The following is a 20,285-nucleotide window of genomic DNA, read 5'->3' as shown; positions in this document are numbered from 1 at the left end:
GAATTTAACATCACTGCCGAGGGGCTTTGATATGGTATCATTTTTTTTTGCATTTATGCAAAAAATGATTTGGTTTTCGAACCCTCCCCTATGGGGGGAGGGCAGGGTGGGGGTTCAGGAGGCTTGTAAGAAACACACAAAAGCCCGTTTTCTGACCTTCTGACCGTTGCAACAACGCCGAAATAGCTTGCAAAAATACGAAATTTTACCTACTTCGTATCGTTGTTTCTCTTTAAAAATGCTTTTGGCAGGATTTATCCAAAGGCGAACAAAGGTAGCGTTGTCAAGTTCGATAAAAAGCCTTGTATTTTCCAATCCGACACGAAATAAAATTTGGACTGAATCCTATTTTTGGGTCTGAAAATCCTTTTTTATTTCAATCTCGTTGCGGAGAAGGCAATACAATACAATACCTTGTCCCTACATTCGAACCTAATTTTTAGCCTAATTTTTAGAATTTAGCCTGCCTGCGGCGAAAGTCTATCTAAGCTATAAGTTTTCTTTTTCATACAGAAAAAAAAATAAAAATAAAAGGAATTAAAAAAAAGCGAGGAAAGAATAAAAATATTGCTTGGTCAAATGTGGCTTTTACCTCTTTTTTGGATTTTAAAGTTGCCATTTGCAAAATATCCTCCTTTGAAGGCGGTTTGGCGTTGTTTTTTTCTGTATATTTGCCACGTTGTTTCCCAAAATATGATTTGGGCAAAATATGATTTGTTTAGCCTCCCTTTTGCCCGCCTGCTCCTGCCATAAGTTTTTTAGAAAATTAGTTTTTGTTTACCCCAAAATATTTTTACGAAAATGGACACAAATACACTTTACGCACTCCTTGAAAAAGAGCGACAAGACTTGGTTATGCAGCACCTCTACGGCATGCGCCTCGATTTTCACAAGGCTATGAGCTTTTATTTCAAGCAGTTGGAGCAGACACAGGAAATAGACGACATTTTCACCGAAACGCTCATTCATTTTATGGACAAAGTGATAGAAGGTGAGATTATACTTGAAAATGATTCCATTCTTTTTTATTTGAGAGGGATAGCGATAAATTTGATTAAGAAAAATTACAAAAAAAGAAGCAAGGAATTTGCAGCCGCCGAAATTTTTACATATCTTTGTGAAGATAGTGAATGGGAACTCTCTTTTGTCAGGGAGCGAAGTAGGCTCATGGACTATTTGGAACATTGTTTGCAAGACTTGGGGCAGCGTTATCAAATGCTAATACGTGCCATTTTCTATGAAGAATTAAGCGTCGAGGATTTGATAAAGCGGTTCGACTATGCAAATGCCGAAAGCGTGTATCGTGCCAAATACAAGGCACTTTTAAAACTTAAAGAAAGGCTCAAAAACTATCCGAAGTAGGTTATACTTTTCATGTTTTTAATTTTTCTTCCGATGAACAAAAAATACAGCGATGACCTGATAATCAAATATTTGGAAAACCAACTTTCGCCCAAAGAGCGGCTTCAATTTGAGGCAGATTTAGCCCAAGATGCCGAATTAGCGCGTGAGCTGGAAGAGTTCCAAATGTTGGGTAAGCTCCTGCGTGAGAGTGCCGAGCGCGAGATGTTGCGCAATAAGGCATTTCATATCAAGGATAATGAACAAGTTTCGGAAGAAAGACGCAAAAGGCGCGAAGCCCTACAAAGGGGATTGGCAAATTTGCGAGCGCAACATCAGCCCCAAACCCATACAAACGAAAAAAAAAACGAACCTATGCTTTTCAAAACGTATCAGATGTTAGCAGCCTCTGTGATGCTCTTGACCATTGGCGGGGGCGTTTTTCTTTCCTACCAACATCTGAAAACTAACCAAGTGCAGGCGATTGCCCACATAGAACCTGCCATTCCAGAAGCGAAATATGCAAATTTGCAGATAGATAGTGCAGAGCCGATTACAGAACAAAATTATTATCAAGAAGAACAACTTGCCTTAGAAAGCGAAGCTCAAAATTCGATACAAGAAGATTTGAAAAATGAGCTAAAAAATGGAGAGGAAAATAGAAAGGAAAATGAACAAAATAATAAAAAAGAAGACGGAGAAACTGCCTTTGCCTACACAGAACTACCTGATTTAGAGGCTCTTATACAGCAAGGGCATTATAGAAGTAGTATTCATTTGATAAGTCCCAAAACGGAAAGCAATTATCAAAACGGAATACTTTTTAGTTGGCGAGGTGAATTAGACGAAGAGGAGGAAGAATTTTATTTGGAACTTTACTCGGCGGCACTCGATAAGCCCCTACGCCTCGATATTCCGCGTCAGAATCAAACTTTTAAATTAGATAGAAAACTAACGCCACAACTTTATTATTGGAAATTGCAAACCGAAAACGACTTAATTGCGGTAGGAAAGTTTAAAGTAGAAGCGAAGTAGGTATCGCCAAATGCGCTATCTTTGTGGGAAAATGCGCCTTCGAAATATAAAACGCGCTATTTTCTTATTCTAATTTCTACCAACGTGTATCAAACGCTTCTCAAACCGCTTCTTTTTCAATTAAGCCCTGAAAAGGCGCACTATTTGGCGATGGACGCGCTACAAAATCCGCTTATCGCCCCTTTTTTCAAAAAAACTGTCCCTGCTTCACTTGCCAAAGAGGTCTTCGGACTTCGCTTTGCCTCGCCGCTGGGGTTGGCGGCAGGTTTTGATAAAAATGCGCAATGGATAGATGCCTTAGCTGATTTGGGCTTCGGCTTTGTAGAAATCGGGACGGTTACGCCACTGCCACAAGAGGGCAATCCTAAGCCGCGTTTGTTTCGCCTACCTGCCGACCGCGCCCTTATCAACCGCATGGGTTTTAATAATGCAGGGGTAGAGGCTGTGGTGCAAAATTTGAAGCGTCGCAAGCGCGATATTATCGTAGGGGGCAATATTGGAAAGAACAAAATCACGCCCAACGAAGCGGCTTTTAAAGATTATCTTATCTGTTTTGAAAAACTTTTTGATTATGTAGATTATTTTGTCGTCAATGTCAGTTCGCCTAATACGCCCAATTTGAGGGCTTTGCAAGAAAAAGAGCCACTTTTGCACCTGCTCGCGACTTTGCAAAATGAAAACTTGAAAAAACACAAGCCCAAACCCATTCTTTTAAAAATTGCACCTGATTTAAACCAAAATCAGTTAGATGATATTCTCGATATTCAGAACCAAACGCAAATTGCAGGGCTTATCGCAACCAATACCACCATCGAGCGCAGCCACTTACAAACAACCGAAAAAGAACTCGAGAAAGTAGGAGCAGGCGGTTTGAGTGGCGCACCTTTGAAGCAAAAGGCGCAGGATATTGTACAATATTTACATCAAAAAAGCAAGGGTGCTTTTCCTATTATCGGAGTTGGGGGGATTCACAGTGCCGAAGATGCCGCTGCAAGGTTGCAGGCTGGGGCTGCCCTTGTTCAGGTCTATACAGGCTTTGTGTATGAAGGCGTAGGTTTGATTGATAAAATTTATCAAAAATTGAAATGATTTCAACCGTCGTCGAGGGCGTTGCCCGTCGACGAGGTTTTTCAAACTACAAAATACGCCTCGGAGACGGCTTTAGCCTCGCCAACGGCTGCTCAACCACAAACACGCCAATACGCCTGACGGCTTCGAGGGCATTGCCCGTCGACGAGGTTTTTTTTGGAAAAAATTACAAACTGCAAGTTATGTAGGGAAAAGGCAGAGTCTTTTCTGCATAAGAACTGTGCAAACCAAAACAGTGAGAATATAAAACAATTAAAATATAAAACTTAGTGCGGCACGATTTGACTATTATCCAAACGGTCGCGATATTGGGCAACTTCGGCATCAATCGCTTTGATGTCGCAGTTTAGTTCAAACTTTTTACTGCTGCTATCCGTCTTTACCATTTCTGCCATGAACGCCTCTCTTTTTTCGAGTAAAATACTAATTGCCTTTTCCATTCCTTCTTTTTCCTTTTGTGAAATCTTGGGTTTCTGACTGTCCCTTTTTTTGGCAGCATTGGGAAATAGAAAATCAAACGAACTGGTAGCTACCCAATTCCCTTGTTCAGACCTGATGGTAGGCGTATTTTCTATGGCTTCGCAAAGTGTTTGGTAGCAAACAAAATCGTTTTGGTGGTGAGAAATTTCTGCGTATGCGTTATGGCTTAAATCGAGTAAGGTTTGGCAAATTTCGGCTAAGAGTGTATAGTCCGCTTCTTGATGGTGCGAATACACTTGGATTTGATTGATAATTTCGCCATCTTGATTGTGTTCTTTGAAAACGACAATAAACTTGCGATTTTCTTTTTTAAAATAAATACCTGTGCGATAGATAACTTCGCTCGAAAAAGGTCCGTACTTGCTCCAAAAATTTACCACTACATTGTCAGGTATATAACGCGGAAAGGCAAAAATATAAGATAACTTTAATTCCTCAAATGTATCCTGAAAAAGGGTTCGCGCCTCCTTGTTTTCTATTTCTTTGGGTAAATATTGAGGGGCGATATATATTTCTCTGTCTTTGTCCTCTTTGTCGTAGATGCGGAAAACAAGACCAAATTTTAAAAGAAGGGCGATAAACTCGCGACGCTTTTTTCTGTCTTCGTAATCGGCTAATGAAAATTTTTCAAGGGATTTAAAGTATGCTTTTTTTTCCTTTTTTTGCAAAAGAAACGCCTCGATATAGGGTTCATCAAACCTTCCAGCTTGGGCTTCTAATCTATTATTGATAAGCAGATAAACTTGTTCTACGATTGCTTCTGGATTGATGTAAATTGTATCTTTCATTTGTTCGTCTTCATAGTATAGAACAATGCCGCGCACCCGCAAAAGGTCTAAGAGAGGCATTTCGTTGCCTTTGTCTATGCTGCGCCCTTTTTCATCTTTTTTATGACAAAGTTCGAAAAATTTTTCTTTGCTGATTTCCACTACCCCTTTGGCTTTGAGGGCTTCTATTTCTTTGATGACATTTTCATAGGTAATGGGTTCTTTTTTGTTGAAGCCTTCAATGCGAGTATTCAGTATTTGGGCAAGGTGATATTTTAATGAGTCTAAGCCCAACTTTTTGGCAGCACTAAAATCTATTTGGGCATAAATGTCGTAACCCTCAAAAGGCTTTATTTTTTTGTTGGCAGGAACGTCTGCATGCGTTTGTACTACCAAAGTAGGGCTACCTTTGCCCACATGTTTTATGTTTTCGAGCCAATACTCTTCGGTGCGCCATTTTTCATCTATGGGTTGTTCTTTTTCTTTGGGTTTGTTTCTAACATTTTCAAAGTTTGTCCAAGCTAAGATATAAATAGCATTTTCACTTAAAAAAAACTGGTGCAGCGCGTAGAAAATATGCTGCCCCCCAAAATCCCAAACTTGAAGGCGCAATGTTTCCGCTTCTACTTCGGATAACTCTTTTTTGGAAAGGCTGCCCAAAACAATGCCATGCGTAAATTTTTCGTTTGGGTTGTATTTTCCTTTTTTCAAAACGTTATAGAGAGAGGTTTTTCCTACTCTGCCGTTTCCTATAATGATAAGTTTTGCCCTATCGTTGATGACAGTGCCTTTATTTGATTCTTGCAGAAAACTCTTGACGCTTTCCCAAGCGTTCTTATCCCTTCTATCGAAAATCTCTTTGGGAAAGTTCACCAGCGGATTTCCATAGAGGAATAAACATTCTAAGTTTGGAAAGTTTGCAGCTTGCTCCAAGCCGCTTAAAAGCGTGAGCCTGTTCTTTGCAGCATTGATTTCATATAGTTTTTCAAACTTTCCTACTAATCTTATTTCTTGTATCTGACTTTCATATACAAAAAGATATTCTAAATTAGGAAAAGTCTTAGCATCAATTTGTAGCTCTTTAATAGACCTTCTATTATAGCTTAATTCTAATACCTTGACATGAGGCAGTGGGATGTCGGGAAGTGGAAAAGTAGTAAAGTTATTTTTGCTTAAATCTAAAAATACCGTCTGTTCCTGTCTTGCTTGCTTCCAAATAGCAGGTAGAGCGGTTTGGTCTAAATTTAGGGCAGATTTGTATAACCAATCTTGATTACGTATCATGTTTGTATCAAATTGTGAAAGATAAAATTAATGTTTCCTATGGCAGCGGCGTTTTTGCGACGACAAAAGCCTGAAATGCACCCCACCCCAAACCCCCAGTAATGTTAAGTTCTGTAAAAAGCCTTATTTTGTCAAAGTTTTGTCAAATTAGAAACGAAATAAAATTTGGACTGACCCCTATTTTTGGGTCTGAAAATTCTTTTTTATTTCAATCTCACTGCGGACAAGGCAATACCTTGTCCCTACATTTGCATCTGATTTTTAGAATTTAACATCACTGAGGGCAGGGTGGGGGTTCTTTATTTGAAGCACAAAACCATCTGAACAAAGATAGTATATTTTGGAATTTTAAGGCAAGTTTATATTTTTCTTTTCTTGTTTTTTGCCATTTTTTATTATCTTGCCCGTCGAAATTCTTTTAAAACCGACACTTTCTAAACGCCAAATAGCCATGAACCATTTAGACCGATATACTGAAACGATTAAGGGTGTTTCCTTTGACCTGATTTTTATCAAAGGTGGGACACTGATGTTGGGTAAATTGGGGCAGCAAGTTACGATTCCCGATTTTTGGATAGGTGAAACGCTTGTTACGCAAGAACTTTGGGAAGCCGTTTTGGGAGAGAATCCTTCACGTTTTAAAAGCCGAAGAAGACCTGTGGATTCAGTTTCTTGGTATAAGATACAAAGAGAGTTTTTGCCTGCTTTGAATAAGTTAGCCAAACAAAATAATTCGCCTTTTCAGTATCAGCTGCCTTCCGAACCTTGCTGGGAGTATGCGGCAAGTGCAGGAGAAAGTTTCGAGTATGCAGGCTCTGACGATTTGCATCAGGTGGGTTGGTATAGTCGAAATTCGCATTTTCAAACTAAGCCCGTCAAACTCAAAAAGCCCAATGCTTGGGGCTTGTATGATATGAGTGGCAATCTTTTTGAATGGACAAATACACGCTATCATCAAAACTCTTGTGAGGATTATATTGAGGCTATAGCTACTGTAAAAGAAAATGATAAGATTGTTTTGCGTGGTGGTTCGTGGAGCTTTGATTCTGATTACTGTTGTTCTGCCAACCGTAACGGGTATATTCCTTCAAATGGGAGTTTCAGCGACGGGTTTCGTTTTTCCTCAATCCGTAATGCTCTGTTCTCTTAACCTTTTACCCTTTGCAGGGCAGCGTAGCTGCCGCCTTTTGGTTTTTGTATTTTACCTTCTTTTGGCTTTTGGGGGCTTGGGGGCGTTAGCCCCCAAATTTTTCAACCGTCGTCGAGGGCGTTGCCCGTCGACGAGGTTTTTCAAACCACAAACACGCGCCTCGGCGACGGCTTTAGCCTCGCCGACGGCTCTAAATCGCCTCTTCCAGACGCTGCAATCTGACCAAATCGCTGTATTTTCCGCCTTTTTGGAGCAGTTCTTCGTGTTTTCCTTTTTCCAAAATGCTGCCTTTTTCTAAGACATAAATAAAATCAGCCTTTTGAATGGTTGCCAAACGGTGCGCAATGATAAGGGTGGTGCGCTCTTTCATCAGTTTTTCTAAGGCTTCCTGTACCAAGTGTTCCGATTCGGCATCTAAGGAGCTGGTGGCTTCATCTAAGATAAGCAGGGCAGGGTTTTTCAAAATGGCACGCGCAATAGCGATACGCTGCCGCTGTCCGCCTGAAAGCTTCACGCCGCGCTCGCCTACCAGCGTGTCCCATTTTTGGGGAAACTGCTCTATAAACTGCCAAGCATTGGCTTTTTGGGCGGCTTCTATGATTTCTTCGTCTGTGGCATCAGGTTTGCCGTAGGCGATATTTTCTTTAATCGTACCCCCAAAAAGGATAACTTCTTGTGGTACAATTCCTATTTTGCTTCTATAATCGTTTAAATTATAAGCGTCATAATCCAGACCATCTACTTCTATCTGACCGCTACCCAACGTTTTGAGGTCGTAGAAACGCAAGAGTAGTTGGATAATGGTAGATTTTCCTGCGCCACTATGTCCTACTAAGGCTACTTTTTCACCTGCCTTGATTTGCAGCGAAAGGTCGTTCAGAACCTGCACATCGGGGCGTGTGGGGTAGCTAAAACAGACGTTTTTAAAGGCTATATCGCCTTGCATTTGGATAGGGGCGGCTTGCTCTTTTTGTGGTTCTTGGTCTTGGTTCAAAATTTCTAAGATGCGCTCGGAAGCACCCAAAGCCTTCTGTATTTCACCATAAAGGCTACCCAAACCGCCTATCGAGCCGCCAATAAACATGGTATAGATGATAAAGGAGGTAAGGTCGCCAATTTTGAGCGTGCCATCGGCTACTAAGGTTGTGCCATACCAAAGTACCGCTACAATGCTTCCAAAGATGGTAAAAAGAATGAAGGAAACGAAAAGCCCTCTGAAAGTTGCGCCTTTTAAAGCCGTCTGTACTACCTTTTGTTGTAGGTACTGATAGCGTCCTACCTCGAAAAGTTCGTTGGTAAAGGCTTTCACTACGCTAATAGCTTGTAGGGTTTCTTCTACGATAATATTCGATTCTGCTAATTGGTCTTGGGTCTGTTTGGATAGCTTTCGGATAAAGCGTCCGAAAAACATAGCCGCAATGACCAAAACAGGCACGATGGAGAGCATAAAAAGGGTTAGTTTTGGCGATTTTACAAAAAGCAAACTAATTCCTACTACCAACGTGATAAGTTGGCGCACAAATTCGGCAAGCGTAACCGAAAAAGTATCCTGCAAGAGTGAAACATCGGCAGTAATTCGGCTTAGGAGTTCCCCTGAACGGCGTGCGTCGTAGAACGCCATGGGCAGTTGCATGTATTTCTGAAAGAGGCTTTTTCTGATATCTGCCATCGAGCGTTCGCTTACTTGGGCGAAAAAATAGACCCGCAAAAAAGAAAAGACCGTTTGCACCACAAGTACGCCCACTAAGGAAAAAGCCAAGTTATCGATGCCCTGCACTACCCAGTCGTTTTTGCCCAAAGAGTCGTCTATGAGCCTACCTGTGAGTTCGGGAAAGGCTAACAAGACCGAACTTGAAAGGAAAAGACAGACCATGCCCAAGATAAAATAGCCTTGATAGGGGCGCATAAAGCGATAAATTTTGAGCAGCTGCGAAAGGGTCTCTTTATTGAGAGGCGTTTTGGGGAGTTCGCGCTCGTCGGAGTCGGCTCCTCGATGGTTTCTTCTCATTGGGATTGTATTTGCCAGAAGGATTTTTTAATGCGCAAAGGTAAGGCATCGAGGGCAAAATCGCAAAAAAGATTTGAAAAAAGAAAAAAAATTAGTTGTTTAAAAAAATTATATCGCCCCTCTCTATTCTGTATCGATAGCCCAGAATCGTGAATATCTTGCCTTCTTGTTGCCAAATTTGTTCGCTTAGGTCGTCTTCTAAGGTATGGAAAGAGCCTTTGGTTTCGATGGCAATGTCGAGGTAGTCGCGATTGACGGGTTTGAAAGGCGTAACGCCACAGAGAATGACGCGCACAGGCACTTTTCGTTGTTTGAGCAGCGGCAGCAAATACGAATCCCAAGGGCTTTCCCAATGGTCGGCTATCAAGATAACTTGTTTGGTGTCTGGATAGGCATCTAAGCCATGCAAAATTGCTTCGATGACATTTTCTACGTGTGCGCCTTCTTGCATGCCTTCCAATAGACGCTCGAAAATGACATCAAAGTTGTTGTTTCTGACCAGCACCATGCCTGTTTTGTCTTGTTGTTTTTTTAGCAACCTTTCACGCCGTTTTTTCCTTCTCGGATAGATAGGAAAGTAGGAAAAAAGGTCGTCATCATTAAAAAATACAAACTTTTTGTAGGGATTAGTTTGGATATTCATATTGAGCCAAAGCACCAAACCTGCCATATAGGGACTCATGCTGCCCGTAACGTCGGCTACAATAAGGGTATTTTTGCTGCTCCACTGGTGGTTGTTTCGATTAAAAATATTAAAAACGGTAGAATCCGTTAATAAAATTTCTCCCTTTACAATTTTTTTCAAATAGTTCATTTCCTCTTCCACAGTTGGAAGGGGTAGGTAAGTAACGACAAAACCCTGCGCATAGGTTAGGTAGTCGCTGCAATCGCCCAGGGTGAGCTGCTCTATTTGTCCCCAAGTGATGCTTTGAAAAGTAAAGTAGTAGGGCGCAAGGCGATACAATTCTGCAAGTCTTTTCTGATTGCGCGTGTGTGTCCATTTGGCTTGCAGGGTGGCATCTTCTGTCTGACGGGGGCAGTTGGTATAAATTAGGGTAATGTTTAAAATGGTGTACCTTTTTAAATAGTCAATAATTTCAGGATTGGTAATTCTGCCTGTTAGGGGGTCAGTTTGAATAAAGAGTTGATTAGAGTCTAATTTATGAAACACATATTTTCCCAAAACTGCACTTTGAGGGGTTTGAAGCTCGAAAGAACCCTTATCCAAAATGGTAGCCTTTTTAGACCGCCTCGCAAAATTTTTTTTAGGGTTTGATTGCGCCAAAAGGATACTATCTTCTAAAAACAGACTACCGCCCAAGAGCAGGAAAGTACCCAAAATGAAAACACAAGTAGGTTTGAAAGGAAAAAGGAAAATATGAAAAAAAACATAAAATATTAGACGCATTGGCATACAAAATAAATTGATAGGTGAGAAATCGTTTGCTACTGACTCATTAAGACGAATATAAACAAAAAAAGCGTACAAAAAAATACTATAATAAGGAAAATCCCTTAGTTTGACAAACTTTTTTATCAGAAGCGCATTTTATTTTTTCAGTAGGGTTGAGTTCCAAAAATTATTGTTCAAGGTAGGGATAAGACAATGCCTTGCCCGCAGCAAGATTGAAATAAAAGAGCGTTTTCAGACCCAAAAAATGGCTTCAATCCAAACTTTATTTTGTTTCAAATCCGAAAAGAGAAGGCTTTGCATAAGGCTTAATAGCGTTGCCATTTTACTGTTTTGGGTTGGGAATAAGACAAAGAAGCTACCTCGATTTTTACAAAAACCTTGTATCTTTGAACCTGACTTGACTTTGACCCAAATAGGTTTTTGCCCCGAATTTTACTCTGAATCTTACTCTGAATCTTAGTGATGTGAAATTCTAAAAGTTAGGTTCAAATGTAGGCACAAGGCATTGACTTGTCCTATGCCCCAAACCCTAAGGGTCTTGAAGACCCTTAGGGTTTAAGTCCAAATTTTATTTCGTGTCAAATTTGACAAAATTTTGACAAAACAAGGCTTTCCACAGAACTTAACATTACTACCATGAATCCTACCTTTTTGTCTGCTTCTTTCGCCTTTTTAGATGATTTAAAAAACAACAATCATAGAGAATGGTTTGCACAGCAGCGCGAGCGTTATGAAGCCCTACGGCATAATTATTTGGCATTAGCCGAATCGATGCTTGTGCCAATGCAGGCATTTGATGCAACTTTGGAGGGCTTATCTGCCAAAAATTGCATCTTTCGCATCAATCGTGATGTGCGCTTTTCGGCGGATAAGTCGCCTTACAAAACCTACTTAGGTTTCGGATTTGCACCCTACAACCGAAAAAAAGAGTTGGCAATTTATTACACACACATCGAGCGTGGGCTTTCCTTTGCAGGGGGCGGTTTGTATCAGCCAGCGGCGGAAATTGTAAAAAAAATAAGGCAGGAAATAGATTATCATACGGCGGAGTTTTTTGAAATTGTGCAGAACCCCGAATTTGTCGCTACTTTTGGGGATTTAGACCGCGAGGAAGGGCAGTATCTCAAAACGCAACCGAAGGGATACGACAAAAATCACCCTGCCTTGAAGTATCTCCAACTGAAAAGTTTTACAGCTCTGCGCCCTTTTTCGGATAAAGAGGTATTACAAGCCGATTTTGTAGAAAAAAGTGTAGCGGCGATGCGTGCCTTGCAGCCACTTTTGCAGTTTCTCAATCGCGCCATCAGCGAATGAGAGTAGATTGAAAAGTGCGAGGCAGGCGATTTTCTTTCTCCATTTTGGCAAGTTGGGTACGCATTTTTTTACTATCTTTGCGCTTTCTATCAGCAACCCCATTTCTATCTCATTTCCTTAAAATTTCGTCTTTCTTATGCTAACTGTTGCAAATGTAGCCATTCAATTTGGCAAAAGGGTTCTATTTGATGAAGTCAATCTCAAATTTACACCCGGAAATTGTTATGGTGTGATTGGTGCGAATGGCGCAGGCAAATCTACCTTTCTCAAAATCCTTTCGGGCGAATTAGACCCTACCCGTGGCACAATCAGTCTGGATACAGGCGCACGTATGGCAGTATTGAAGCAAAACCACTTCGAATTTGACACCTGCACCGTCCTCAATACCGTCTTGATGGGACACAAAACCCTTTGGGATTTGATGCAGGAAAAAGATGCCATCTACCTCAAACCCGACTTTTCAGAAGAAGACGGACTTCGCGCTTCCGAGTTAGAAGGGCAGTTTGCCGAGATGAATGGCTGGACAGCAGAAAGTGATGCCGCAGAACTTTTAAGTGGATTGGGCATTGGCGAAGAAAATCACCACAAGCCCATGAGCGAAATGAGTGGAAATGAAAAAGTGCGCGTGCTTTTGGCGCAGGCACTTTTTGGAAACCCTGATGTACTCCTTTTAGACGAACCTACCAACGACCTCGACATCGAAACGGTCATGTGGCTCGAAAACTTTTTAGCAGACTTTAAAAATACCGTTATCGTTGTTTCGCACGATAGACACTTTTTAGATGCCGTCTGTACGCATATCGTAGATGTAGACCATGGCAAAATCAATTTCCATGCAGGAAACTACTCTTTTTGGTATGAAAGTAGCCAAATCGCTGCCCGTCAGCGAAGCGACAAAAACAAGAAAGTAGAAGAAAAGCGCAAAGAATTGCAAGAATTTATCGAGCGTTTTTCTGCCAACGCCTCTAAATCTAAACAAGCCACAAGCCGCAAGAAACTCTTAGAAAAACTCAATGTAGATGACATTCAGCCCTCCACACGCCGCTACCCTGGTATCGTCTTTGAGCAGGAAAGAGAGGCAGGCAATCAAATTCTCGAAGTCGAAAATCTGGCTGCCCAGACAGAAGAAGGCGAAATTTTATTCAAAAACGTCAATCTTTCCCTACAAAAAGGCGACAAAGTAACGGTGCTTTCCAAAAATAGCATGGCGATTACTGCCTTTTTTGAAGTTTTGATGGGAAACCGCACACCCCAAACAGGCGAATTTAGATGGGGCGTAACCATTACCTCCGCCTACCTGCCCAACGATAATAGCCCTTTCTTCGAGGGTGTGGATTTGAATTTGGTAGATTGGTTAAGACAATACACCAAAAATGACGAGGAAAAAGACGAAACCTTTGTACGTGGCTTTTTAGGACGCATGCTCTTTTCGGGCGAAGAGGCACTCAAAAAGGCAAAAGTGCTTTCGGGTGGCGAAAAAGTCCGTTGTATGCTTTCGCGTATGATGCTCAAAAAAGCAAACGTCTTAGTTTTGGACGAACCCACAAACCACTTAGACCTCGAATCGATTACGGCTTTCAATAACGCGCTCAAAAATTATCGAGGCACGTTGCTTTTTGCTTCGCACGACCATGCCTTTACCCAAACGCTTGCCAATCGCATCATAGAAATCACGCCCAACGGCATGATTGACCGCTATATGGAGTATGACGATTATATCGTGAGTGAGGAAATTAAGGCTTTGCGCCAAAAACTGTATGCAGGCGAACCTTCTTTTTCGTAGCCTCAAAATCTTGATAGGAGTAGAGAAAAAAGTAGCAAAAAAAGGTATCTGCCGCCCTACTTTTTTCTTTACTTTTTTTTCTTTTTCTTTGCAGCGCAGAGCCGAGCAGCCTAAAACCAAACAAGGTAGTTAGGCGAGCAGGCAAGCCCTCGAAGGGCTGCAAAGATAAAACATAATCTTCGTACATCTTTCGCACTCTTTTTTACTACAATTTTCGTATCATCATGGAAGAAGAAATTGAATTATACTTAGACGATGCTAAGGAAAACATGGAAAAAGCTATCAAACACACGATAGCTGAATTTGCCAAAATCCGTGCAGGCAGAGCTACGCCTGCTATGTTAGATGGTTTAGCCGTTGAGTATTATGGCTCGATGTCGCCTTTGCATCAAGTAGCGAGCATCGTTGCCCCCGACCCGCGCTCCATTGTCATCAAGCCTTGGGAAAAAAACATGGTAGCCGCCATTACAAAGGTTTTGCGTGAGAGCAATTTGGGGCTAAATCCCATTGCCGAAGCCGATTTGGTGCGCCTCAATATTCCGCCGCTATCAGGCGAGCGTCGTCAGGAGTTGGTAAGAAAAGCCAAAGGCGAAGCCGAAGAGGGGAAAATTCGCGTCCGAGCGGCGCGAAAATCTGCCAACGACGGCTTGAAAGCCCTTCAAAATGAGGGCGCACCCGAAGATGCCGTCCGACGTGCCGAAGAAAAAGTACAGGCTTTTACCGACCAATACATTAAAAAAATTGATGAGCTTTTAGAAGTGAAAGAAAAAGACATCATGACCGTATAAGCCCTTCAAATGGCGTTGTTACAGCGGTCAGAATGTCAAAAAACGGGGTCTTGTGCTTCGCGCAAACCTGCTGAACCCCCACCCTGCCCTCCCCCCATTATGGGAAGGTTCGAAATACAAATCATTTTTTTGCATAAATGCAAAAAAATGATACCGCATAAAAGCCCCTCCCTTTGGGGCAGTGATGTTAAATTCTAAAAATCAGGTGCAAATGTAGGGATAAGGCATGCCTTGTCCTATGCCCCAAACCCTAAGGGTCTTCAAGACCCTTAGGGTTTAGTCCAAATTCTATTTCGTTTCAAATTTGACCAAACAAGTTTTTTTACAGAACTTAACATTACTGCCCTATGGGGAGGGTTTGAAAACCAAATCACTTTTTTATGCTCGCATAAAAAAATGATACCGAATAGAAGCCCCTCCCTTTGGGGGAGGGGTTTGGGGTGGGGTGCATTTAAGACTTTTTCGCCGTTGTTTGTATCCGACAAACGACCAAAAACCTGTCAAAAGTTGTTTTTACGATAAAAATAATATGCAAAAACCCTCTACGCCAAGTGGCACACGCGACTTTTCACCTGCACAGGTGAGCAAACGCGATTACCTTTTCGAAACCATCAAGACCGTCTTTAAAAAATACGGATACTTGCCCATCGAAACGCCAGCGATGGAAAACCTTAGCACCCTTTCGGGCAAATATGGTGAGGAAGGCGACCAGCTTCTTTTCCGAATCCTCAATTCGGGCGATTATCTCAAAAAAGTAACAGAACTATCTGATTACAAGCATTTTACGACGCAAATTTCAGAAAAGGGATTGCGATATGATTTAACTGTTCCCTTTGCGCGTTATGTTGTAACACACCAAAACGAGCTAACTTTTCCTTTTCGCCGCTATCAAATTCAACCTGTTTGGCGTGCCGATAGACCGCAGAAGGGGCGTTATCGTGAATTTTATCAGTGTGATGCTGATGTCGTGGGTGCAGATTCGCTGCTCAACGAAGCCGAACTTTTAGAGATGGCAGATGAGATTTATGCAAAATTAGGTCTGAAAGTAGTTGTTAAAATAAATAGCCGCAAAGTTTTACAAGGGTTGGCGCAAAAAGTAGGGCAGCCTGATAAGATGGTCGATATCACCGTAGCGATTGACAAATTAGACAAAATCGGTTGGGAAGGCGTAGAAAAGGAGTTGGCAAAGCGCGAAATTACACCAGAGGGAATCGCGCAAATCCAAAATTTTATAGAACACGCCCAAGATTTGCCTTTCCTACAAGACTTCTTTGCAGGGATAGACGTGGCGGCACAGGGTCTGGCAGAGGTAGAAACCGTTTTTACTGCCCTAAAAGAAATTGAACTAACCAATAAAATAGAATTTGATGCAACCTTAGCGCGTGGTTTGGGCTATTATACGGGCTGCATCTTCGAGGTCAAATCTTTGGAAGCGCAAATGGGCAGTATCGGCGGCGGCGGCAGATACGACGACCTAACGGGTATTTTCGGTATGAAAGGGTATTCGGGCGTGGGCATTTCTTTTGGCGTGGAGCGCATTTACGACATTATGGAAGAATTACAACTTTTTCCTGCCGAAGCCATAGAAAGTACGCAAATAATGGTTTTAGGATTTGATGAAAAAGCACGTCTTTTTGCGATACCTTTGCTTAGAAAATTGAGAGAGGCAGGTATCAGAGCCGAACTTTATACCGAGAACAAAAAAATTCAGAAGCAGTTGGATTATGTCAATAAACGGCAAATCCGCTACGCCCTTTTGATAGGCGAAAACGAAATGCAAAATCAAGTTTATACCCTCAAAGACATGCAGGCGAGCGAACAGCATACGCTTGATGTGGCGCAAATTATAGCAAAATTGACGGCAAATTAAGCTATCATAAAAATAAAAAATTATATTTTGCATTAAAAATATACTCAAAACCGTATCATTGATAAAATTCGGCATCTTGTCAATGTTGCGGTTTTTTTGTATCTTAGCGCACCCAAAAATGAGCGGCGACTTCAAGCCCTTCGCTTGCGCCTCTTTGGTAGGGCGTAAAAAATAGCAATCCTATTTTGATACTATCCAAACTACTATGAGAGAAATCGTTAACTGGTTAGGTATGAAGCTCTTTACGCGCCGCCTGCAACGCATCGAAAACTTTATGCGCTATCCTTTGGAAACGCAGGAGCGCGTTTTTCAGTATTTGGTAGGGGCAGCGCGTGATACCGTTTTCGGTAAAAAATATGAGTTTTCCCCCACTATGTCGTTGGCGTTGTTTCAGAAGCGCGTTCCTTTGGTTACTTACGAGGAATTTTACCCCTACATTGAGCGCAGTTTGAGGGGGGAGGCTAATTTGCTGTGGCATACGCCCCAAATTGGGTTTGCCAAATCTTCGGGTACTACCAATTCGCGAAGCAAGTACATTCCTATCACAAAAGAATCCTTAGAAAATGCACACTATGAGGCAGGAAAAGATATGCTTGCTATTTATACTAATAACTATCCTGAAAGCAAACTTTTTACGGGGAAAGGATTAGCCGTAGGCGGTTCTTTGCAGCCTAACCCAATAACAGGCGAAAAAAATTGTGGTGATGTGTCGGCTTTGATTATGAAAAATTTGCCCATTTGGGCGGAATACATGCGCACCCCTACCCTCGAAATCGCCCTTATGGAGCAGTGGGAGGAAAAAATAGAGGTCATGGCAAGAGCTGTCGCGCAGGAAAATGTTACGAGCATACAAGGCGTTCCTACTTGGACAATTTTTTTAATAAAAAAAGTATTAGAAATTACAGGAAAAAAATCTATCTTAGAAGTTTGGCAAAATTTGGAATGTTTTTTCCATGGAGCGGTAGCCTTCGAGCCGTATCGTAGTTTTTTTCAGGAGCTAATTCCTTCGCCACAGATGAATTATATGGAAGTCTATAATGCGTCCGAAGGTTTTTTTGCCTTGCAAGACCAAACTAATAGTTCAGATTTATTACTGCTATTAGATTCTGGCGTGTTTTATGAATTTATCCCTATGGAGGAATGGGACAAGGCAGAGCCGCGCACCCTTACCTTAGACGAAGTAGAGTTGGATAAAAATTACGCGGTTGTTATTTCTACAAATGGCGGACTTTGGCGGTATAAAATTGGGGATACGGTTCGTTTTACAAATCTTTTTCCGTTTCGCATCAGAATTACAGGCAGAACCAAGCATTTTATCAACGCCTTCGGAGAGGAAATTGTGGTAGAAAATGCCGACGAAGCCTTAGCCGAAGCCTGCCGCCAGACAGGTGCGCGACTCAAAGAATACACTGCCGCGCCCGTCTATTTCCAACACCTCGAAGAGGCTACCCAAACACAAAAGGGAGGGCATCAGTGGCTTGTAGAATTTGAAAAAGAACCCGATAATTTAGATAAATTTGTTTATCATTTAGACCAACACCTGCGAAAAATCAACTCTGACTATGATGCCAAGCGCACTGCCGACCTTGCCCTTGTGCTGCCCAAAGTGCAGGTGCTGCCCGCCCAAACCTTCTTTAATTGGCTCAAAAGCAAGGGAAAAGTAGGCGGACAAAATAAAGTGCCGCGTTTGAGCAACACACGCGAATACGTCGAGAGTATTTTAGCCCTTGTAGAGGGCGGAGAAAAAAAATAAAAAGAGAAAACTAAAAAAAACTAAAAGGTGGTGAGATAAAACAAAAATTATCTTATTATCTTTTGTATAAAAAATACGAACATGGTAGAAATTCAAGAAAATGTTTCTCTTTTGCCTTACAATACCTTTCAGATAGAGGCAAAGGCACGCTATTTTGCAGAAATCAATCGCAAAGAGGAGCTTTTTTGGCTTTTTGCACAGAAAGAGGCGGCTTATTCAACTTTGCCCCTTGTTGTGTTGGGCGGCGGCAGTAATTTGCTTTTGGCAAAAAAAGCACAAGCCAACGAAACTGTGGTATATCCTAATTTGTTTCTTAAAATGAACATTTTAGGAAAAGAAATCCTAACACAAGACGAGGATTCTGTCTTGGTGCGTGTAGGAGCGGGCGAAAATTGGCATCATTTTGTCGAGTTTGCTGTGGAGCAGGGTTGGGCAGGCATCGAAAATTTAGCCCTCATTTATGGCACTGTGGGGGCTGCACCGCTGCAAAATATTGGCGCGTATGGCGTGGAAATCAAAGAAACGTTGGTAGAAGTCGAGGCTTTTGAGATAGAAAGTCAGAAAGTAAAATGTTTTTCTAATCAAGATTGTCAGTTTGGCTATCGTGATAGCATTTTTAAAAGAGAGGCGAAAGGAAAATATCTCATTCTTTCAGTGGTTTTTCGCCTCCATAAAAAGCCAAATTTCCGCTTGGAATATGGTGCAATTCAGGAAGAATTAAAAAAAGAAAATCAATCTGACCCTGATTCGCTTACCTTAAAAGCCGTTAGTCAGGCAGTTATGCGCATACGAAATAGCAAATTGCCAAACCCTGCCGAAATTGGAAATGGCGGAAGTTTTTTTAAAAATCCCGAAATTTCACAAGAGGTATTCCAAAAAATAATCAAAAAATTTCCTGACTTGGTTTCCTATCCTACTGAAAACGGTCGAAAAGTTGCCGCAGGTTGGCTCATCGAACAGGCTGGTTGGAAGGGCAAGCGCGTAGGGCAGGTTGGTACTTATCCCAAACAGGCTCTTATTTTAGTGAATTGGGGGGGCGCAAAAGGTGCGGACATTTGGGAATTTGCTACCCAAATCCAAAAAGCCGTCTTTGAAAAATTTGAAATTTGGTTAGAACCTGAAATTAACGTACTAACTTAGCGAAATTCTAAAACACCTAAATATGATAAAAACTTACTTGCGTACTTTTATAGCCAAAATAAGAGATACTTGGGGCTATTTTTCCAAACTCAACGGAAAAAAGGTCTGGAATATGGCGAAAGTTTTGCTTAGTTTTTATCGGGCGCGATGGAATAAAAAAGGCGAGATTTGGGGCTACCCTATTAGCCTTTCTTTCGAGCCTACTACGGCTTGTAATCTCAAATGTCCGCACTGTCCCAGCGGATTGCGAGCTTTTTCGCGTCCGACGGGCAAGGCTAAAAGTTCGCTTTTCGAGCAAATTCTGGACGAGGTGAGCGATACACTCACCTACCTTATTTTCTATTTTCAGGGCGAACCTTACTTGCATCAGGATTTTTTAAAATGGGTAGAAATGGCACATCAAAAAAGCATTTATACCGCCACTTCTACCAACGGACACTATTTTTCGCCACAGATTGCCGAGCAGACCGTTTTATCGGGTTTGGATAGGGTCATCGTTTCGATTGATGGGGCAGCGCAAGAAAGCTATGAAAAATATAGAATTGGCGGCAATTTGGAAAAAGTAAAACAAGGTTTGCAGCATTTAAAAGAAGCGAAATTGCGACATAAAAGCAGAACGCCTTTCGTTATGTTACAATTTATTGTTTTCAAACACAACCAACATGAGGTAGCGGCTATCAAAAAAATGGGGCGCGATTTAGGCGTAGATGAAGTTGTGATAAAAACTGCACAAATTTATGACTATGAAAATGCCGCTGATTTTATACCTGATAAAACCGATTGGGCGCGATATAAGCGCGATAAAGATGGAAAATTTGCTTTTAAAAACAAACTATTTAATCATTGTTGGCGCATGTGGCATTCCTGCGTCCTTACCTTCGACGGGCGCGTTGTGCCTTGTTGTTTTGATAAAGATGCGCATTATACTTTGGGTAAGATTGGGGAAAGTGGGTTTAAAAATATATGGAAAAGCCCTGATTATCAAGCATTTAGAAGGCAACTTTTTACCAAGCGCAAGGAAATAGACATCTGTACCAACTGTTCAGAAGGTACAAAAGTTTGGATATAA

Annotated in this window: 15 protein-coding genes; 12 read left to right on the top strand and 3 right to left on the bottom strand. The window is 41.6% G+C overall.

Annotation, left to right across the window (positions count from 1 at the left end):
* Positions 1-801: 801 nt before the first annotated feature.
* The 3 genes from G500_RS0105725 to G500_RS0105715 all read left to right on the top strand — a co-directional run bounded on the left by G500_RS0105725 (position 802) and on the right by G500_RS0105715 (position 3,465).
* Positions 802-1,362: a sigma-70 family RNA polymerase sigma factor gene (locus tag G500_RS0105725; protein ID WP_027001882.1), complete on the top strand. Its 561-nt coding sequence runs from the start codon at positions 802-804 to the stop codon at positions 1,360-1,362.
* A gap of 33 nt (positions 1,363-1,395) precedes the next feature.
* A complete protein-coding gene (locus tag G500_RS0105720) occupies positions 1,396-2,376 on the top strand; it encodes an anti-sigma factor (protein ID WP_154657034.1) in 981 nt (326 codons plus the stop codon).
* An 84-nt stretch (positions 2,377-2,460) separates the two neighbouring features.
* The gene (locus tag G500_RS0105715) at positions 2,461-3,465 is read left to right on the top strand and encodes a quinone-dependent dihydroorotate dehydrogenase (protein ID WP_027001880.1); all 1,005 of its coding nucleotides are present in this window, start codon (positions 2,461-2,463) and stop codon (positions 3,463-3,465) included.
* A 266-nt stretch (positions 3,466-3,731) separates the two neighbouring features.
* On the opposite strand, the gene G500_RS0105705 is transcribed toward G500_RS0105715, so the two are convergent.
* On the bottom strand, positions 3,732-5,996 hold the full coding sequence (locus G500_RS0105705; protein ID WP_027001878.1) for a COR domain-containing protein: 2,265 nt from the start codon (positions 5,994-5,996) through the stop codon (positions 3,732-3,734).
* Between the two features lie 451 nt (positions 5,997-6,447).
* Here G500_RS0105705 and G500_RS22470 point away from each other — a divergent pair, with 451 nt between their 5' ends.
* Positions 6,448-7,146, top strand: coding sequence for a formylglycine-generating enzyme family protein (locus tag G500_RS22470; RefSeq protein ID WP_051203314.1), 699 nt, complete (start codon positions 6,448-6,450; stop codon positions 7,144-7,146).
* A 190-nt stretch (positions 7,147-7,336) separates the two neighbouring features.
* On the opposite strand, the gene G500_RS0105690 is transcribed toward G500_RS22470, so the two are convergent.
* Both G500_RS0105690 and G500_RS0105685 read right to left on the bottom strand, forming a co-directional pair.
* A complete protein-coding gene (locus tag G500_RS0105690) occupies positions 7,337-9,154 on the bottom strand; it encodes an ABC transporter ATP-binding protein (protein ID WP_027001877.1) in 1,818 nt (605 codons plus the stop codon).
* A gap of 91 nt (positions 9,155-9,245) precedes the next feature.
* On the bottom strand, positions 9,246-10,568 hold the full coding sequence (locus G500_RS0105685; RefSeq protein WP_154657033.1) for a hypothetical protein: 1,323 nt from the start codon (positions 10,566-10,568) through the stop codon (positions 9,246-9,248).
* A 636-nt stretch (positions 10,569-11,204) separates the two neighbouring features.
* On the opposite strand from G500_RS0105685, the gene G500_RS0105675 reads away from it, so the two are divergent.
* From G500_RS0105675 to G500_RS0105630, 8 genes are all read left to right on the top strand, one after another.
* Positions 11,205-11,882: a DUF2461 domain-containing protein gene (locus tag G500_RS0105675; RefSeq protein WP_027001875.1), complete on the top strand. Its 678-nt coding sequence runs from the start codon at positions 11,205-11,207 to the stop codon at positions 11,880-11,882.
* A 136-nt stretch (positions 11,883-12,018) separates the two neighbouring features.
* Entirely contained in the window at positions 12,019-13,665 is a 1,647-nt protein-coding gene (locus tag G500_RS0105670) for an ABC-F family ATP-binding cassette domain-containing protein (RefSeq protein ID WP_027001874.1), read from the top strand.
* Entirely contained in the window at positions 13,640-13,798 is a 159-nt protein-coding gene (locus G500_RS25640; RefSeq protein WP_154657032.1) for a hypothetical protein, read from the top strand. The genes G500_RS0105670 and G500_RS25640 overlap by 26 nt, the downstream gene beginning before the upstream one ends.
* Before the next feature lie 91 nt (positions 13,799-13,889).
* Entirely contained in the window at positions 13,890-14,453 is a 564-nt protein-coding gene (gene frr, locus G500_RS0105660; RefSeq protein ID WP_027001873.1) for a ribosome recycling factor, read from the top strand.
* Between the two features lie 529 nt (positions 14,454-14,982).
* On the top strand, positions 14,983-16,323 hold the full coding sequence (gene hisS, locus G500_RS0105650) for a histidine--tRNA ligase (RefSeq protein ID WP_027001872.1): 1,341 nt from the start codon (positions 14,983-14,985) through the stop codon (positions 16,321-16,323).
* A 205-nt stretch (positions 16,324-16,528) separates the two neighbouring features.
* Positions 16,529-18,076 (top strand): GH3 auxin-responsive promoter family protein, encoded by a 1,548-nt coding sequence (locus G500_RS0105640; RefSeq protein WP_051203313.1) that lies wholly within the window; start codon positions 16,529-16,531, stop codon positions 18,074-18,076.
* Positions 18,077-18,157: 81 nt separating this feature from the next.
* Positions 18,158-19,216 carry a UDP-N-acetylmuramate dehydrogenase gene (gene murB, locus G500_RS0105635; RefSeq protein WP_027001870.1) on the top strand — a complete coding sequence of 353 codons (1,059 nt, stop codon included), beginning with the start codon at positions 18,158-18,160 and terminating at the stop codon, positions 19,214-19,216.
* A 22-nt stretch (positions 19,217-19,238) separates the two neighbouring features.
* Positions 19,239-20,285 carry a radical SAM/SPASM domain-containing protein gene (locus G500_RS0105630; protein ID WP_051203312.1) on the top strand — a complete coding sequence of 349 codons (1,047 nt, stop codon included), beginning with the start codon at positions 19,239-19,241 and terminating at the stop codon, positions 20,283-20,285.

Source organism: Hugenholtzia roseola DSM 9546 (assembly GCF_000422585.1).
GTDB classification, from domain to species: Bacteria; Bacteroidota; Bacteroidia; order Cytophagales; family Bernardetiaceae; genus Hugenholtzia; species Hugenholtzia roseola.
This window is presented reverse-complemented; position numbering and strand designations above follow the sequence as displayed.

What these genes read in the sequence shown, in the direction of transcription:
- G500_RS0105720 (WP_154657034.1), top strand. Translation starts at nt 1,396, where the DNA reads ATGAACAAAAAATACAGCGATGACCTGATAATCAAATATTTGGAAAAC.
- G500_RS0105685 (WP_154657033.1), bottom strand. Translation starts at nt 10,568, where the DNA reads ATGCCAATGCGTCTAATATTTTATGTTTTTTTTCATATTTTCCTTTTT.
- G500_RS25640 (WP_154657032.1), top strand. Translation starts at nt 13,640, where the DNA reads ATGCAGGCGAACCTTCTTTTTCGTAGCCTCAAAATCTTGATAGGAGTA.
- frr (WP_027001873.1), top strand. Translation starts at nt 13,890, where the DNA reads ATGGAAGAAGAAATTGAATTATACTTAGACGATGCTAAGGAAAACATG.
- G500_RS0105705 (WP_027001878.1), bottom strand. Translation starts at nt 5,996, where the DNA reads ATGATACGTAATCAAGATTGGTTATACAAATCTGCCCTAAATTTAGAC.
- G500_RS0105670 (WP_027001874.1), top strand. Translation starts at nt 12,019, where the DNA reads ATGCTAACTGTTGCAAATGTAGCCATTCAATTTGGCAAAAGGGTTCTA.
- hisS (WP_027001872.1), top strand. Translation starts at nt 14,983, where the DNA reads ATGCAAAAACCCTCTACGCCAAGTGGCACACGCGACTTTTCACCTGCA.
- G500_RS0105630 (WP_051203312.1), top strand. Translation starts at nt 19,239, where the DNA reads ATGATAAAAACTTACTTGCGTACTTTTATAGCCAAAATAAGAGATACT.
- G500_RS0105640 (WP_051203313.1), top strand. Translation starts at nt 16,529, where the DNA reads ATGAGAGAAATCGTTAACTGGTTAGGTATGAAGCTCTTTACGCGCCGC.
- G500_RS0105675 (WP_027001875.1), top strand. Translation starts at nt 11,205, where the DNA reads ATGAATCCTACCTTTTTGTCTGCTTCTTTCGCCTTTTTAGATGATTTA.
- G500_RS0105725 (WP_027001882.1), top strand. Translation starts at nt 802, where the DNA reads ATGGACACAAATACACTTTACGCACTCCTTGAAAAAGAGCGACAAGAC.
- G500_RS22470 (WP_051203314.1), top strand. Translation starts at nt 6,448, where the DNA reads ATGAACCATTTAGACCGATATACTGAAACGATTAAGGGTGTTTCCTTT.
- murB (WP_027001870.1), top strand. Translation starts at nt 18,158, where the DNA reads ATGGTAGAAATTCAAGAAAATGTTTCTCTTTTGCCTTACAATACCTTT.
- G500_RS0105690 (WP_027001877.1), bottom strand. Translation starts at nt 9,154, where the DNA reads ATGAGAAGAAACCATCGAGGAGCCGACTCCGACGAGCGCGAACTCCCC.